The following is a 15,500-nucleotide window of genomic DNA, read 5'->3' on the forward strand; positions in this document are numbered from 1 at the left end:
GGAGTTACCACACAGCCCATCCGAAAGACCTCGACGTGCCCCAGCCTACGTTCACCGCCCCGGATCTCGACACCTTCTGCATGGTCGACGCGCTCGGCCTGACCGTCACCGGCCAGCACCTCGAACCTGAGAGAGCAGTGCTTCAGTGCCGAGTCCGTGAGGATGATCCCTGGTGCCGCTCCTGCGGCGGCGAAGGCATCCCGAAGGGCACGGTGCTGCGGAAATTGGCCCACGTCCCCTTGGGGTGGCGGCCCACCCAGCTCTGGATCCGAGTTCGCCGGTATCGGTGCCCAGACTGCCTGCGGGTCTGGCGCCAGGACACCACCGATGCCGCGGCCCCGCGGGCGAAGCTCTCCAGGCACGCGGTGCTCTGGGCGCTGAAGTCCGTGGTCATCGACAGGATGTCGATCGCTCGCCTCGCCGCCGGGCTGGACTGCTCATGGCACACCGTCAACGATGCCGTCCTCGCAGCGGGCCGGCAGCTACTCCTCGAGGATCCTCGCCGGTTCGATGGGGTCGCGGTGATCGGGGTCGATGAGCACTGCTGGCGCCACACCGGCCACGGATCCCACTACGTGACCGTGATCATCGATCTGACCCCGGTCCGAGAACGTCGAGGCCCGGCCCGGCTGTTGGACATGGTCGAAGGACGCTCCAAGGCCGTGTTCGCCACCTGGCTCGGGACCCAGAGCGAGGACTTCCGCGCCGGGGTCGAGGTGGTCGCCATGGACGGGTTCTCCGGGTTCAAGACTGCCGCAGCAGAAGAGCTGCCCGAGGCCACCGCAGTGATGGACCCATTTCATGTCGTCGCGCTGGCCGGCGACGCGTTGGACCAGGCCCGGCAGCGCATCCAGCGTGAGACCACCGGCCACCGGGGGCGATCGGGTGATCCGCTCTACGGGGCGCGGAAGACGCTGCGCACCGGGGTCGATCTGCTCACTCCGGGCCAGGGGTCCAAGCTCGATCGAGTCTTCGGTTCTGATGAGCATGTCGAACTCGAGGCCACCTGGAGTGTGTATCAGAAGGTCGTCGCCGTCTACCGGCACCCGAAGACGAGCACCGGCAAGCAGTTACTCATCGAAGTCATCGATGCCCTGCGCCGCGGGGTGCCCAAGCGGTTGCCGGAGCTGATCAGCCTGGGCCGGACCCTGAAGCACCGAGCAGTGGACATCCTGGCCTACTTCGACCGGCCCGGCACCTCGAACGGACCCACTGAGGCGATCAACGGCCGGCTCGAGCATCTACGTGGGACCGCTCTGGGCTTCCGGAATCTGGCCAACTACGTCACCCGAGCGCTGCTGGACACTGGAGGATTCAGGCCCTTGCTACACCCTCATCTGCGATGAGCCTGCTAAGTGGCGCTCGTGAGGGCCGTATGACGATCGGCCTCCGGGGGCGCCTGCTATTCCGGCTATTCACCGTTGAGCGTGGAGTCCCTGTTGGTGGGGGATCCTGCGGCGTCGGCGTGTCTGCCTGATGCTGGTGCCTAGGATACGGGATTGATAGTTCTTCTGGTTGCGGAATCCGCGGCCGGTGCGTTTGATGTGCTTGATCCCGGTATTTGCGGCTTCAGTACGTGCGTTGGTGACTTGGGTGCGGATGAAGACTTTGATCTCGGTCCACCAGTTCGCGACGGTGGCGGCGAGCTTATCCGTCTCGGCCATGTCAGCGGCTGCCACGGCCATCTCGAAGTCGATCCGGGTGTTCTGGGCCGCTGGGATGTCCTTGGCGGCCAGCATTGCCCGCAGGCGCTCTTTGACTGCCCAGGCGGCAGCGACCTCCTCGAAGTCGGCATCCTCGAGGACTTCTTCTAGCCGGTACAGCCCGGCCTCGGTGAGTCGGTCCCCGGCTCTTAGCAGCAGCATCCGGTGGGCCCACACTGAATCGTCTTTGCGGCCCCGCCGACCCAAGACCTCGCGGGTGACTCGTTGGCGGACCTCGGTGAGCATCTGGTTACCCAGGCGCACTACGTGCCAGTGATCAACTGAAATCTCCACCGCCGGCAGCACCTGGCGCACCGCGTTGCGGAACGCGGAAGCGGGGTCGATCGCCACGACCTCCAGCTGGTCCAGCCAGGCTTGGGAGCGTTGGTTCAGCCAGCGGGTGATGTTCGCACTGGAGCGGCCATCGACGACGCCGAGGATGTGGCCGGTGTCGGCGTTGACGAAGGTCGACATCCACGGTTCAACCCGGCACCACTGAGCAGTCTCGGGGTGCTTGAACCACTTCGCTCGAGCGAAGCGGTGCTCATCGATCCCCAGCGCCCGCACCGGCACCAGATCAGGATCAGGGATAGTGAGCGTATCGGCTACTACTGCGGCGTTGATCGTTGCCCAGCCCAGCCGGTGACGGGCACAAGCCCGCCAGATCGGCATCCCCTCATCCAGCACCGCCTCGACAGCGGCGGCCTTCAACCGGGCGGTGCACCGGGCACGGAAGGGCAGCTGGCTGGTGACCTGGGTGAAGGTCCGCCGAGCACAGGCAACCTCGGTGCACAGGAACCGAGGCTTGATGACTATCAGCTCGATGTTCTTGCCGCCGACCCCGAGGTCCTTGACCCGCTGGCGGGTGCGCTGATGCACCCGGGAGGAGATCGCCCCACAGTCTGGGCAGGCCGCCTCGACGCTGTTGGCGACGGCGATGACCCGGCGGCCACCCATCGGCAGATCACACGCTGTGACCACCTGGTAGCCGGGCAGGTTGAACACCACCGAGTCCGGATCCCGAAAGAGCTCGGCAGTGCTGCTGGCAGTGGGCAGGGACAGGTCAGGGCCCGTAGGCTGGAACATAGCTCGCGTCCTTCGTGTAGACGATGTGATTCCTCGCAGAACCCATCATCCAACAAGGGCGCGAGCCCCTTGACCCACGACACCTCCACGCTTAACCGCGAATGGCCGCTATTCCCGTCTGCCGTTCAGCGCTTGACCGTAACCCTCAGCGAGGGCGTCAGGCTACGACCAGCACTTGAGGACAGCGGAAGAGGACCCCCGCTGGTGGCGGGGGTCCTCTTCGTGGTCCCGGTGACGGTGACCGGGGTTTTGGATTTCTGGAGTGTCAGCCTTGAACTCTGTCGTCTTGGCAGCAGCGTCCGTCTTCCCGTTGGGATGCCTCAGCGTTGTCGTTCTGCTGGGTGTCGTCTTCGTCGGTGGGGACGATTTCGACGGTGCAGCAGTCCGACTGCTCCTTGCTCGAACGTCCGGTGAGCAGGTCTTTCAATCCCATGGTGGTTCCTTTCCTTCAGGGGTGTGCTGGGACGGTTCTGGGTTGGGTCAAGCGGTGATCGAGATGATGTAACCACCACCGATCGCCACGGCCAGGATGGTGATGACGAACGTGGCCAGGAGTCGTGGTTTGAAGATCGCCGCAAGCATCGACACCTCCGGCGGGGAGGCCCCGGCCCCGCCGATCATCAGGGCGAAGATGGGGCCGACGGCCACACCGGCGGACTGTAGGGCGAGGCCGACCGGGAGCATGGTTTCCAGCCGGATGTAGAGCGGGATGCCGATGACCGCCGCCAGGGGCACGGCCCACCAGATGTTGGCCCCGGCGAACGCGGTGAGCTGGTCCGCGGGGACGAAGCTATAGATGCTTGCCCCGATCGCCACGCCGACGAGCATCGGGATGAGCAAGGGTCGCAGATCGGTCCAGGCTTGCCGCAGCGCTCCGGGCATCTCACTGCGAAGACCGTTCCATGGCTCAGGCGTCCCCTCTCCCTGTACGCGCACGCGCTTGAGGCTCTTTTCCATGCCCAACGCGCCCCAGGCCCACGGGGCGATCAACGACACGGCAAGCGTGAAGATCGTGTAGGTGATCGCAGTCTGCCACCCGAAGATGATGCCGACGCCACCGACGATGATCGGGTTGAGCAAGGGCGAGGAGATGAGGTACGTCATCGCCGTTTGGAAAGCGACTCCGGCGTTGAGCATCCCGACCAGCATGGGCAGTGTCGAGCAGGAGCAGAACGGCGTCACCGCCCCCAGGACCAGACCCTTAAGGGGGCTGGGGACGCGGCCGTTGCTCATCCAGTCCCGCATCTTCTCCGGCCCGAATCGCCGATTGACCAATGCGATGGTGGTGGACACGACGAGGAACAGCGCCAGCAGTTCGCCCAGGATGAGGGCGAAGGTTCCGAGCGTGTCAGTCAGCATCGATCGTCGCCGTACCCGCCGGGATCGCAGCTTCGGTGCAGCAGGCCTGCTGTCCTGCCGGAGTCAGGGTGGCCAGGTGGGCCAGCCACTGGACCGGGGTAGCCAGTTGCTCGCAGCAGATCGAGATCAGGTTCGAGCGACCCTGCGCAGTGGAGGTGACCAGACCGGCCTTGCGCAGAACGGCAACGTGGTGACTGACCAGCGCCTGGCTCAGCCCAGTGGCCTCTTGCAGTTGCACGTTCGTCTTCTCCCCATCGGTCAGGGACAAAACGATCGTCAAGCGGTTCTCATCGGCCAGCGCCGCCAGGGTCGGCACCAGATAGGCGGCTTGCTCTCTGGCCGTGAGGTCCGAAGCCACGGCGAGGAGTTGGATCGTTGAGGTCATGCCTACACACTAACAAGTCATCGCTTGTGTCACAAATGGTCGTCATTGTGTCGCCACTACTGCTCCGCGGCGCTGGAGACCCGGAGGTGTTCGGGAGCGTACGGTCGCCATCGCGGTGTGGTCGACTTCGCACAAGGCGGCCGGAATGAACACGGTCCAGTCCCCTGGCTCTGCGGAGAAAAACGGCTCATCGCAGATGAGGGTGTAGCAGGGGCCTGAATCCTCCAGTGTCCAGCAGCGCTCGGGTGATGTAGTTGCCCAAGTTCCGGAACCCCAGCGCGGTCCCACGCAGGTGTTCGAGCCGGCCGTTGATCGCCTCAGTGGGTCCGTTCGAGGTGCCGGGCCGGTCGAAGTAGGCCAGGATGTCCACTGCTCGGTGCTTCAGGGTCCGGCCCAGGCTGATCAGCTCCGGCAACCGCTTGGGCACCCCGCGGCGCAGGGCATCGATGACTTCGATGAGTAACTGCTTGCCGGTGCTCGTCTTCGGGTGCCGGTAGACGGCGACGATCTTCTGGTAGATCGCCCAGGTCGCTTCGACCTCGACATGCTCATCAGAGGGGAACACGCGGGTGAGCTTCCTATCCTGGGATTCGCTGAACAGATCAGCTCCTGTGCGCAGCGTCCTGCGGGCACCATAGAGCGGATCCCCAGAACGACCCCGGTGCCCAGTGGTCTGACGTTGAACCCGCTGCCTGGTCCTCTCCAACGCATCCCCGGGACAGTTCACACCGCCACGCCGTCGTTCTTCGCCCCGGCCGCTACACCCTCAAACGCGAAGAGCCCAATAAGCTGCCCCACCCCGTCTCGCTCTTCGCTCTGCTGGCCCTGGCGGTCGTCGTGCTCTCCTGGGCGTTCTCCCAGGCCGGTCTGACCGTACAGGACCCGCTCGAAGGGGAAGAGGTCGAGGTCTTCAACCTCCTCTCCTCCGGCGGCATCGAATGGATGTTCACCTCCGCGGTGGACAACTTCATCAACTTCGCGCCGCTGGGCGTGGTCCTGGCGACCATGATCGGCATCGGCATGGCCGAGCAGACCGGTCTGATCGGAACGCTGCTGCGCAGCTTCATCCTGTCGATCCCCAAGTTCCTGGTGACCTTCGGCATCGTCTTCGCCGGCATCATGTCCTCGGTGGCCTCCGACGCCGGCTACGTGGTGCTGCCGCCGCTGGCCGCGATCCTCTTCATGGCGCTCGGACGTCACCCGCTGGCCGGCATCGCCGCGGCCTTCGCCGGCGTCTCGGCGGGCTTCAGCGCGAACCTGCTGCTCTCCGGCACTGACGTCATGCTCGGTGAGCTGACCATCGAGGCCGCCAGCACCATCGATCCCGCCTACGCGGATCAGATGAACCTGGCCATGAACTACTGGTTCATCATCGTCTCCACCGCCGTGCTGGTCATCACCGGCACCCTGGTCAGCCAGTTCCTCGTGGAGCCTCGCCTGGGCACCTGGAAGGGCGAAGGCGTCCTGAAGGGCCAGAACTCCGAGGACCTGACCATCACCTCGGTGGAGAAGCGCGGTCTGATCTGGGCAGGCGTCTCCCTGCTGGTCACTCTGGGCCTGATGATGCTGCTGATCGTTCCGGAGAACGCCCCGCTGCGCGGTGAGGACGGTGCGGTGGTCCAGTCGCCGTTCATGAGCTCGCTGGTCGTGGTGATCATCGTGGCCTTCTTCGTCCCCGGCCTGGTCTACGGCATCGTCACCAAGGTGGTCCGCAACGACACCGACGTGGTCGACCACCTCTCCCGGACGCTGGCCGGTATGGCCATGTTCCTGGTGCTCGCCTTCACCGCCGGGCAGTTCATCGCCTTCTTCGACCAGTCCAACCTGGGGCTGATCCTCTCGGTGATCGGCGCCGACTGGTTGGAGTCGATCAACATGACCGGCGTGCCGCTGGTCCTGCTGTTCATCGTCTTCGTGGGTGTGGTGAACCTCTTCGTCGGCTCGGCCTCGGCCAAGTGGGCCATGCTCGCGCCGATCATGGTGCCGATCATGATGCAGCTGGGCATCTCTCCCGAGTTCACTCAGGCGGCCTACCGTGTGGCGGACTCCAGCACGAACATCCTCTCGCCGCTGATGACCTACTTCGCCCTGATCATCGCGGTGGCGCAGAAGTATGACAAGCGCATCGGCATCGGCTCGCTGATCTCGGTGATGCTGCCCTACTCGCTGGCCTTCATGGCGGTCTGGACCCTGATGACGATGGGCTGGATGGGCCTGGACCTGCCGCTGGGGCCGAACGCGCCGGTCTTCTACGACTGAGGTCAGCGGGGCCTGAGCACGATCACCCCGGGTTCCTCCTGAGATCTGGCCTTCTCGGCCGATTCTCGGGATGAGCCCGGGGTGATCTGTGTCCAGTAGGGCGCTCAGCCCTTGCGGCGGCGGATCTCCTCCACCATCTGCGGGATGACCTCGAAGAGGTCGCCCACCACGCCGAAGTCGGCGATCTCGAAGACCGGAGCGTCCTCGTCCTTGTTGATCGCCACGATCGTCTGGGCGGTCTGCATGCCCGAGCGCTGCTGCACCGCTCCGGAGATGCCCGCCGAGATGTAGAGCTGCGGGGAGACGGTCACACCGGTCTGACCCACCTGCGCGGCATGGTCGATCCAGCCGGCGTCGGTGGCCGCGCGGGAGGCGCCGATGGCGGCTCCCAGCTCATCGGCCAGCTCCTCCAGCGGTCCGAAGTCGCCCTCGACGCCGCGTCCGCCGGCCACGACCACGCGGGCCTCGGTCAGGGCGGGACGCTCGGACTTCTCCAGCTCGGTGCGCTCCAGGATCTCGATCTGGCCCTCGGCGGCCGCCCCGTTGCCGAGGCCGGCGCTGACCGGAAGCGCGGTGACCTCCGGATCGGCGCCAGGGCTCAGCGCGGCGGCCACCTGGTCGGCGTCGATGCTGTTGGGGCGCAGGGTGACCAGCAGCGGCCGGTCCGCCGCGGCGTCGCTCAGAGCAGCTGTGGTGGTGTAGGTGCCCGCCAGCACGGGCTTGGTCACGACCGTCTGATCGGCCGAGGACTCCACGCCGATGCCGCCGGTGATCAGCCCGGTGTCCAGCCGCACCGCCAGGCGCGCCAGCGCATCAGTGGTCTCAGGGATATCGGCGCCCAGCACGACGCCGGCCCCGCTCTCCTGGACCGCGGTCTCCAGCAGGTCGACCAGGGCGGGGTCGGGCGCGGAGATCTCGCCGTCGCCGGTGTAGACGGTGGCGACCTCAGCGAAGCCCAGTGCCTGGGCGGCGGTCTCACCGGGGGCGCCGGTCACCACGGCGACCTCGCCGAGGCCGCGGGCTGCGGCCAGCAGCTCCTGCTGTCCGGCGGACAGGGCGCCGTCGGCGGCCAGGGAATCGAAGAACACGAGGGCAGTGGTCACAGCACACGCTCCTTTGCGAGGAACTCCACGATCTTCACGCCGGCATCGCCATCATCGGTGATGATCTCACCGGCGGTGCGCGGTGGGCGGGCCTCGGCCGAGAGGACCTGAAGCTTCGTCTCGGCCGCGGAGGGCTCACCGGCCACATCGGCCAGCTGCCAGGTGGTCAGCGGCTTCTTCTTCGCGGCCATGATGGCCTTGAAGTTGGGGTAGCGGGGGTCGTTGGCCTGATCGGTCACCGAGACCACTGCGGGCAGGGCTGCGGCGAGTCTCTGCTGTTCGGCGTGCCCGGAGCCGGTGGAGACGCGGGTGGCGGTCAGCGGGCCCTCCTCCAGGGAGAGTGCGGTGACCTGGGTGATCAGATGGGCGCCCAGACGCTCGGCGAGCTGGGCCGGGACTGCGCCGGACTCGCCGTCCTCGGAGGACATGCCGGTCAGCACCAGGGTCTGCGCGTCGCCGTCGAGCTCTGATGCGGCGAGGATCTGGTCCACCGCCGCCTTCAGCGCGGCCGAGGTGACGGAGACATCGGCGCCGGTCAGCGCCTCATCCGAGAGGTGGAAGGCGTCGTCGGCGCCGATCTGCAGGGCCTTCTTCGCCGCGGCGGAGGCGCCCTCGGGGCCGACGGTCAGAGCGGAGACCCGGACCTCGGCCTCTGCGGCCTCTTTGAGCTGCAGCGCAGCTTCGAGCGGGTACTCGTCGAGCTCGCCGAGGATTCCCTCGCTGCGGTCGATGCGCCGCTGCTCGGTGAACCGGCGCTCGAGCTGAGCATCGGGGACCCATTTGACCGGGACGATGATGTGCACTTCAGCCGCATGGGGCATGTGACGGACCGCCTCACTCTCGACGTGATGGTTCGAGTATGGAAACGTCTCCTATGTTCCCACGAATAGGAGCTGCGATGTCTGAGTCCGTCATACCCCGTCCGTCCGGCGCGCAGCAGGGGAGGCGATTCTCCCTGGGGCCGGCGCTGCTCTTCTGCCCCGGAAGCCGCCCGGACCGCTTCTCCAAAGCGGCTGAGCGCTCCGATGCCGTCATCGTGGACCTGGAGGACGCCGTGGTCCCGGGGGAGAAGGAGCAGGCGCGGCAGAACGTGGTCCAGGCGCTGAACTGGGAGGAGCCCGGCCTGGACCCCGCCACCACGCTGGTCAGGGTCAACACCGCCTCCTCCGGAGAGCTCGACGCCGACCTCGACGCCTTGGCGGGCACAGAGCTGGGTCACCTGGTGGTGCCGAAATGCGAGTCCGTGGAGGAGCTCGACGCTCTGGCCGAGCGTCTGCCCGGAGTGGGGATCATTCCGCAGATCGAGACCCCGCGGGGCGTGCTGGAGGCTGAGCGGCTGGCTCACCACGAGGCAGTGGTGGCGCTGTTCTGGGGCACCGAGGACCTGATCGCCGGGCTGGGCGGAGTGACCGCGCGTCGTCCCAACGGCACTCCGCGCGGAGTGATCGGGCACATCCGCCACACGGTGCTGCTGACGGCGGCGGCCTGCGGCATCCCTGCCATCGACACCATCTGCGGCGCGCTCGCGGACTCCCAACGCCTGGCGGTGGAGTCCGAGGACGCAGCGGCGGAGGGTTTCATCGCCAAGGCCTGTGTGCACCCGAACCAGGTGGCCACGGTGCGGCGGGCCTATACCCCGGAGGACGCCGATGTGGAGTGGGCCAAGGCGCTGATCGCAGCCTTCGAGCAGGAAGCCGGCCTGGCCATGGACGAAGGCCGCCACGCTGAGCCGACCGTGGTGGGAGCCTTCAGCTTCCGAGACGAGATGATCGACGCACCGGTGGTCCTGCAGGCCCAGCGCGTGCTCAGCCGGTACGACGCCACCCGCCAGCGTTGATTGGGCGAAGAGTTGCCGTCCCAGCGCTGAAACTGCTCTCAGACGGCAGTTCTTCGCCCAAACAACTCGGAACGTCCACCGTTCGATTCGTCTCGTCCACACTGTGACGCCGGTTCCCTGCCCTGAGCTGAGCAGGGGTAATGTCACCCGATATGACCACTGCACTCATCGCCCTCACCGTCTGCGGCCTCGTGCTGCTGGTCTCGGCCGTTCAGCGCGTGGCCGGATTCGGGTTCGGGCTGGTCATGGCCCCATTCCTGGTGGTCCTGCTGGATCCCCATGAGGGCGTGATGCTGGCGAATCTCCTGAGCCTGGTCCCGCCGCTGTTCATCATGTGGGAGCTGCGTTCCCACATCGAGTGGCGGAAGTTCTTCTGGCTCTCCCTGGGTGGGCTGGCGATCATGATGCCCGCCGCGTGGGTCTCGGTGCAGGCGCCGGCCGGGCCGCTCTACATCGTGGTCGGGGCCGTGGTGCTGGCCGGGCTGGTCACCTCGTCGCTCTTCGCCGGCCGGGTCCACGTGGACGGCGCGGCGCTGCAGACCGCCACCGGTGTGACCGCCGGAGCCGGGGCGGTCATCGCAGGTGTGGCGGCTCCTCCGCTGACCATCTACGGGATGCTCTCCCGCTGGCCGCTGCTCCCCATGATCGCCACGATGCAGCCCTTGTGGGTGGTGATCGCCGCCGCCTCCGTGGGCTCCAAGTGGTACCTGGGCGACGGCGTCGTGCCCGGCCTGCCCTGGTGGGGCTGGCTGGGAGCGCTGCTGGCGATCCCGCTGGGGATCTGGATCGGGCGGCTGATCCAGAATGCGGTGGACGCCAGAGTGGTGAGCCGCTTTGTGGTGGGCCTGGCCGTGGCGGGCGCTCTGCTGGCGCTGATCACCGGCGTGCGCATGACGTTCTTCTGAGCCTGCGGGCGGGGTCTTTGGAGCGCGCCGTGAGAGCCGGACGTGGCGATCTCTCCGCTCTCCGGCATCATGGAGGGATGCTCAGAGCGCGAAGTCCTTGGCTGATCTATCTCTTCGGAGCCCTCGGCGGGCTGAACTGGGGTTATGACACCGGCGTCATCTCCGCGGCCTTGGTCTATCTGCGGCGCGACTTCGAGTTGAGCAGCTGGGCCGAGGGTGGCGTCGTCACTGCACTGGCTCTGGGGGCCGTCTTCGGTGCCACGCTGGGCGGCCGGCTCTCCGACGCCTATGGGCGCCGGGTGGTCCTGATGATCACCGCAGTGCTGTTCACTCTTGCGCCTCTGGGTATGGCGCTGTCCCCGAACACGGAGACCCTCTTCGGCTTCCGGCTGATGGTGGGGCTGGGAACCGGCCTGGCCGCCGTCGTGCTGCCGGTCTACCTCTCCGAGATGTCGCCGCGGAAGATCCGCGGACGCGTCACCGCCTTCTACGTGCTGGCCATCGTGATCGGTCAGTTCCTCGGCTTCCTGGTGGGCGTGGCCTTCGCGCCCATGGAGTCCTGGCGCTGGATGCTGGGGCTCTCCGTGGTGCCCTCGCTGTTCTTCGCCCTGGGACTGCTGGCCGTGCGCGAGACCCCGCGCTGGCTGGTCCGCCAAGGCCGTGAGCAGGAGGCTCATGAGCTGCTGCTGCGCGACCGCAGCCCTGAGGAGGCGCGCGGCGAGCTGGAAGAGATCCACACGGTCCAGCAGCAGGAGGAGCGCGACGGCGTCCGAGGCCTGCGCGCCCTGGCCCAGCGTTGGGTGCTGGCGATCCTGCTGGTCGGCTTTGGCCTCGGTGTCTTCCAGCAGATCATGGGCATCAACGCCGTGCTCTACTACGCGCCCACCACCCTGCAGAATGTGGGCTTCTCCGACGAGGGCGCCATTGCCTCGAACCTCATCATCGGCGCGCTGAACATCCTGGCGGTTTGGGTCGCCATCACCTACACCGACCGCTGGGGGCGCCGGCCCATGCTCCTGGTCGGAGCAGCCGGCACGGCGATCTCCCTGGCGGTGCTCGCCGCGGTCAACCTGACCATGCCCGCGCCCGAGGGCCTCGGGCCGCTGGGCATCATCACTCTGGGCTGCCTCGGCGTGTTCATCTTCCTGTTCCAGGTCAGCTGGGGAGCCCTGGTGTGGGTGGTGCTCGGCGAGATCTTCCCGCTGGGTGTCCGCGCGGCCGCCATGGGTGTGGTCACCGCCGCTCACTGGGTGGCCAACGGTGCGGTCTCGCTGTTCTTCCCCACGGTGCTGGAGGCCTTCGGCGTCGGGTGGGTCTTCGCGGGCTTCGCAGGCATCTGCGCGGCGGCGTTCCTGTTCACCTGGACCAAGGTCCCGGAGACCAAGGAGCGCTCACTGGAGCAGATCGAACAGTCCTTCCGGCGCTGAACACACTGCCTGCCGCACCTGCGATTCGAGCGGGCTTTTGGCCCTTATGACGCCTTGATCAGGCTGAAAAGGGCGAAAACCCCGCTCGAATCGCAGTAGGAATCGCAGTGAATCGCAGCAGCGGGGGCTCAGGCCCCTGTGCGCTGATGCTCGCGGGCCTGATGCTCCAGCTTCACCGTCCACTCCTCGCCGGGGGCCAGCTGCTTGGCCTTGCCCTCCACGTTGACGTCGATCGGCTCCGCCGAACCCTCGGAGAGCTTCAGGTTCACCTCTTCGTGATCGATGTGCACCACGATCGGCTGGTTGCGGTAGCGCATCCGGAAGGTGACCTCGGGCAGCTCATCCGGCAGCAGCGGGTGCATCCACAGCGCATCGGCGCGGGTCTCGACGCCGGCATAACACCTGATCACCATATCCACGGTCCCGGCCATCATGCCCAGGTGGATGCCTTCGCGGGTGGTGCCGCCCTGGGTGTCGGAGAGGTCGGACTCCAGAGCCTCCTTGAAGAGGTTCCAGGAGCCGGCGCGGTCGAAGCGCGCGGCGACCCAGGCGTGGACCAGCCGGGAGAGCGTGGAGCCGTGGGAGGAACGGGCCAGGTAGTACTCCACCGTGTTCCCGAAGTCCTCGATGGTCAGCTCGTAGCCCATGTGGTCCAGGGTGTTGATGAGCTCGTGGGCGGAGAACAGGTAGCAGAGCATGAGCACATCGGCCTGCTTGGAGAGCTTGTACCGGTTGGTGGCGTCGCCCTCCGCCTGCAGGATCAGGTCCAGGCGGCCGATGTTGCCGTACTTGGCCTTATAGCCCTCCCAGTCGAACTCCAGCAGATCCTCATAGCCGTCGAACTGGCTGATGACCCCGTCCTCATGGAAGTGCAGGCGCAGCCGCTGGGAGATGTGCTCCCAGTGGTCCAGCTCGTCCTCGAAGATGTCCAGCCATTCGGAGAGCGGATCGTCCCGGCCGTCGAGCTCCCGCACCAGTTCCGCGGTGTGCCGCAGCATGTAGGAGGTCATGACGTTGGTGTACGCGTTGTTCCGCAGGCCGGAGCCCGGGGTCTCCGGATAGCCGTCGTGGTATTCGTCCGGGCCCATGACACCTTCGATGTCGTAGCGGTCGGACTCGGCGTCGTAGGTGGCCAGCGAGGCGAAGAACCGGCTGATCTCCACCAGCATCTCCGCGCCGTAGTCGGAGAGGAAGGTGTAGTCCTGGGTGATCTCGAAGTACTGCAGCACCGAGTAGGCGATCGCCAGGGAGACGTGGCGCTGCCGGTGGGAGTTGTCCGGCATCCACGAGTTCGAGCGTGGGTTCCACAGCTCGGTGGGAGTCTCCTCGCGGCCGTCGGATCCTGCCTGCCACGGGAACATCGCGCCCTCGTAACCCTCGGCACGCGCCATCGCACGGGCCTCTCCGAGCCGGCGGGACCGGTAGAGCAGCAGCCCACGGGTCAGCTCTGGGCGACGCAGCGTCAGCATCGGGTACATGAACATCTCGTCCCAGAACAGGTGACCGCGGTAGCCCTCCCCGGAGAGGCCGCGGGCCGGCAGGGTCGCATCCAGGTCATGGCGGGCGCCGAAGGCGGTCTGCAGCACGTGGAAGGTGTGCAGATTCAGCGCCAGCTGCTGCCGGGAGGGCTCCGAGCCGATGGAGACGGCGAAGCGGTGCCACAGCACGCCCCACATCTCCTCGTGGTAGGTCAGCAGGGTGCGGAAGCGGGAGGCCCGCTGGACCTTCTTGACCGCGTTGTGCCAGACGGTGGAGATGGCGTGGTCGTGGGAGTTGGAGACCGCGGCGATCTTCTCGATCCGCACCGGCCCCCCGGCGTCGAGGTGCAGGGAGATGTCCTGTCCGGCCACCAGATTGCCCTCGTGCACCGGGCGGCGCATCGGACGGGTGTTGCCGTTGGTCATCACCGAGGTCCGCGTCGCGACGGCGATCTGCACCTTGGACTGGTTGGTCTCGGTCTCCAGCAGGACGGTCTCGCCGTCGACCTCGCGGGAGTCCACCGGGTCGAGGTGGTTGCCGGCCAGCTCGCGGTCGGCGGCCACGTTCCGGTTGGCCACCCGGCCGTCGATCATGGACCGGACGTTGACGTTGCCGGACCAGTTCTCGGCCTCGATCTTCATCTCCATGGCGGCCAGCTGCACCCCGGCCAGTGCCTGGAACTGCCGGGTGGTGACCTTGGTGCGCCGCCCGTGGAGGTCCTGGAAGCGGGCGATCCGGGTGACCAGACCGCGGCGCATGTCCAGCTCCTGGCAGTAGTCGATGAGCTCTGGGGAGCCGGGCAGCAGCGGGTTTCCCGCCTCCGGGGTGACCTGGAGGAAGGTCCAGTCCGGGATGTTGACCATATGCTCGGTCTCCACCGTCTTGCCCATGATGTCGGTCTTCAGGCGGTTGAAGACCCCGGCGATGTAGGTGCCCGGGTAGTGGGTGGCATCGGCCGTGGTTCCGGGGTAGTTGCCTCGGGTTCCCCAATAGCCGTTGGCCATCGAGCACAGCACCTCACGGGTGGGCTCGTCCTTGGGGTCGAAGCTGTCATAGCTGAGCACCCAGTCCGGGTCATACGGCTTAGTGGTGCGGTTGGCCAGGTTCATCACGGCGAGGTCCTGGACGACGACGTCGGCCCCGCCCTCCTTCAGCCGGCACGGGTCATCGCCGCGGTTCAGTCCGACCACCATGCCGAAGTTCCCGGCCCGGCCGGCCTGGACCCCGGAGACGGCGTCCTCGACCACGATGGCGTCCTCCGGCTCCACGCGCAGCAGCGCAGAGGCGTGCAGGAACATCGCCGGGCTGGGCTTGCCGGGCAGCCCCAGCTCCAGGGCATCGGTGCCGTCGACGATCACGTTGAAGGCATCCAGCAGTCCGGCGATCTGCAGCACGTGGCGGCCGTTGCGGGAGGAGGTCACCAGCGCGGTGGGGATGCCGTCGGCGCGCAGCTGGTGGATCAGCTCCACCGTGGTCTGGAAGACCTCGACGCCGTCGCGCTCGAGCACCTGCTCGAAGAAGCTCTGCTTGCGGGCGGCCAGGCCGTGGACCGTCAGCGTCTGCGGGGAGTCGCCCGGGTCGCCGTCGGGCACTGGGAGGTTCCGCGCCTTCAGCAGGCTGCGGACTCCGTCCTCACGCGGGCGGCCGTCCACGTAGTTGAGGTAGTCCTCGTCCGTGAACTCCGGCTGCGGAGACCCGGCGATCTCCGTCAGCGCGGCGTCGAACAGTTCCTTCCATGCCTGGGCGTGGACACCGGCGGTGTCGGTGACCACGCCGTCCATGTCGAAGATCACCGCCCGGAAGTGGCGCAGCGCGTGCCGCTTGGCCTCGGCGCTGTGACGGAAGGGATTCTCAAAGGGATGCATCAGGTACCTCTCGGCTGGTGTCAGAGGTCGTCTACTGTCATTTCATGTCCGCGTCCCCATCTTATGCGCGGGGCTGCGGTCACCCTAGGCAA

Annotated in this window: 12 protein-coding genes and 1 pseudogene; 5 read left to right on the forward strand and 8 right to left on the reverse strand. The window is 66.9% G+C overall.

The features are described 5' to 3' along the window. The first annotated feature begins 35 nt into the window (after window positions 1–35). Window positions 36–1,346, forward strand: a complete 1,311-nt coding sequence (locus JOF45_RS12075; protein ID WP_210050577.1) for an ISL3 family transposase — start codon at window positions 36–38, stop codon at window positions 1,344–1,346. Between the two features lie 69 nt (window positions 1,347–1,415). Here the strand turns inward: JOF45_RS12075 and JOF45_RS12080 are convergent, their stop codons facing one another. The 5 genes and pseudogenes from JOF45_RS12080 to JOF45_RS12100 all read right to left on the reverse strand — a co-directional run. Further along, window positions 1,416–2,789: an ISL3 family transposase gene (locus JOF45_RS12080; protein WP_245324190.1), complete on the reverse strand. Its 1,374-nt coding sequence runs from the start codon at window positions 2,787–2,789 to the stop codon at window positions 1,416–1,418. Between the two features lie 265 nt (window positions 2,790–3,054). After that, complete coding sequence (locus JOF45_RS12085) at window positions 3,055–3,222, reverse strand: hypothetical protein (protein ID WP_210050579.1); 168 nt, start codon at window positions 3,220–3,222, stop codon at window positions 3,055–3,057. Between the two features lie 47 nt (window positions 3,223–3,269). Continuing rightward, on the reverse strand, window positions 3,270–4,148 hold the full coding sequence (locus JOF45_RS12090) for a permease (protein ID WP_210050581.1): 879 nt from the start codon (window positions 4,146–4,148) through the stop codon (window positions 3,270–3,272). Then, window positions 4,138–4,533, reverse strand: a complete 396-nt coding sequence (locus JOF45_RS12095) for an ArsR/SmtB family transcription factor (RefSeq protein WP_210050583.1) — start codon at window positions 4,531–4,533, stop codon at window positions 4,138–4,140. The genes JOF45_RS12090 and JOF45_RS12095 overlap by 11 nt, the downstream gene beginning before the upstream one ends. A gap of 187 nt (window positions 4,534–4,720) precedes the next feature. Next, window positions 4,721–5,260 (reverse strand): annotated as a pseudogene (locus JOF45_RS12100) (ISL3 family transposase); the annotation flags it as partial. A 62-nt stretch (window positions 5,261–5,322) separates the two neighbouring features. Between JOF45_RS12100 and JOF45_RS12105 the strand changes: the two are divergent. Beyond that, window positions 5,323–6,792, forward strand: coding sequence for an AbgT family transporter (locus JOF45_RS12105; protein ID WP_281069769.1), 1,470 nt, complete (start codon window positions 5,323–5,325; stop codon window positions 6,790–6,792). Between the two features lie 104 nt (window positions 6,793–6,896). Here the strand turns inward: JOF45_RS12105 and JOF45_RS12110 are convergent, their stop codons facing one another. Beyond that, window positions 6,897–7,895 (reverse strand): electron transfer flavoprotein subunit alpha/FixB family protein, encoded by a 999-nt coding sequence (locus tag JOF45_RS12110; RefSeq protein ID WP_210050585.1) that lies wholly within the window; start codon window positions 7,893–7,895, stop codon window positions 6,897–6,899. Then, window positions 7,892–8,716, reverse strand: coding sequence for an electron transfer flavoprotein subunit beta/FixA family protein (locus JOF45_RS12115; RefSeq protein ID WP_210050591.1), 825 nt, complete (start codon window positions 8,714–8,716; stop codon window positions 7,892–7,894). The genes JOF45_RS12110 and JOF45_RS12115 overlap by 4 nt, the downstream gene beginning before the upstream one ends. A gap of 77 nt (window positions 8,717–8,793) precedes the next feature. Here JOF45_RS12115 and JOF45_RS12120 point away from each other — a divergent pair, with 77 nt between their 5' ends. The 3 genes from JOF45_RS12120 to JOF45_RS12130 all read left to right on the forward strand — a co-directional run bounded on the left by JOF45_RS12120 (window position 8,794) and on the right by JOF45_RS12130 (window position 12,064). After that, window positions 8,794–9,732, forward strand: coding sequence for an HpcH/HpaI aldolase/citrate lyase family protein (locus JOF45_RS12120; RefSeq protein ID WP_210050598.1), 939 nt, complete (start codon window positions 8,794–8,796; stop codon window positions 9,730–9,732). 152 nt (window positions 9,733–9,884) lie between these two features. Then, window positions 9,885–10,637 carry a sulfite exporter TauE/SafE family protein gene (locus tag JOF45_RS12125; protein ID WP_210050600.1) on the forward strand — a complete coding sequence of 251 codons (753 nt, stop codon included), beginning with the start codon at window positions 9,885–9,887 and terminating at the stop codon, window positions 10,635–10,637. Window positions 10,638–10,714: 77 nt separating this feature from the next. Then, complete coding sequence (locus JOF45_RS12130) at window positions 10,715–12,064, forward strand: sugar porter family MFS transporter (protein WP_210050602.1); 1,350 nt, start codon at window positions 10,715–10,717, stop codon at window positions 12,062–12,064. A 128-nt stretch (window positions 12,065–12,192) separates the two neighbouring features. On the opposite strand, the gene JOF45_RS12135 is transcribed toward JOF45_RS12130, so the two are convergent. Next, window positions 12,193–15,408 (reverse strand): beta-phosphoglucomutase family hydrolase, encoded by a 3,216-nt coding sequence (locus tag JOF45_RS12135; RefSeq protein WP_210050603.1) that lies wholly within the window; start codon window positions 15,406–15,408, stop codon window positions 12,193–12,195. Between the last annotated feature and the right edge of the window lie 92 nt (window positions 15,409–15,500).

This window comes from Nesterenkonia lacusekhoensis, assembly GCF_017876395.1.
Taxonomy (GTDB): Bacteria; Actinomycetota; Actinomycetes; order Actinomycetales; family Micrococcaceae; genus Nesterenkonia; species Nesterenkonia lacusekhoensis.

Coding starts and splice junctions, on each gene's coding strand:
- JOF45_RS12085 (WP_210050579.1), bottom strand. CDS start 3,222: ATGGGATTGAAAGACCTGCTCACCGGACGTTCGAGCAAGGAGCAGTCG.
- JOF45_RS12130 (WP_210050602.1), top strand. CDS start 10,715: ATGCTCAGAGCGCGAAGTCCTTGGCTGATCTATCTCTTCGGAGCCCTC.
- JOF45_RS12095 (WP_210050583.1), bottom strand. CDS start 4,533: ATGACCTCAACGATCCAACTCCTCGCCGTGGCTTCGGACCTCACGGCC.
- JOF45_RS12115 (WP_210050591.1), bottom strand. CDS start 8,716: ATGCCCCATGCGGCTGAAGTGCACATCATCGTCCCGGTCAAATGGGTC.
- JOF45_RS12120 (WP_210050598.1), top strand. CDS start 8,794: ATGTCTGAGTCCGTCATACCCCGTCCGTCCGGCGCGCAGCAGGGGAGG.
- JOF45_RS12090 (WP_210050581.1), bottom strand. CDS start 4,148: ATGCTGACTGACACGCTCGGAACCTTCGCCCTCATCCTGGGCGAACTG.
- JOF45_RS12135 (WP_210050603.1), bottom strand. CDS start 15,408: ATGCATCCCTTTGAGAATCCCTTCCGTCACAGCGCCGAGGCCAAGCGG.
- JOF45_RS12080 (WP_245324190.1), bottom strand. CDS start 2,789: ATGTTCCAGCCTACGGGCCCTGACCTGTCCCTGCCCACTGCCAGCAGC.
- JOF45_RS12125 (WP_210050600.1), top strand. CDS start 9,885: ATGACCACTGCACTCATCGCCCTCACCGTCTGCGGCCTCGTGCTGCTG.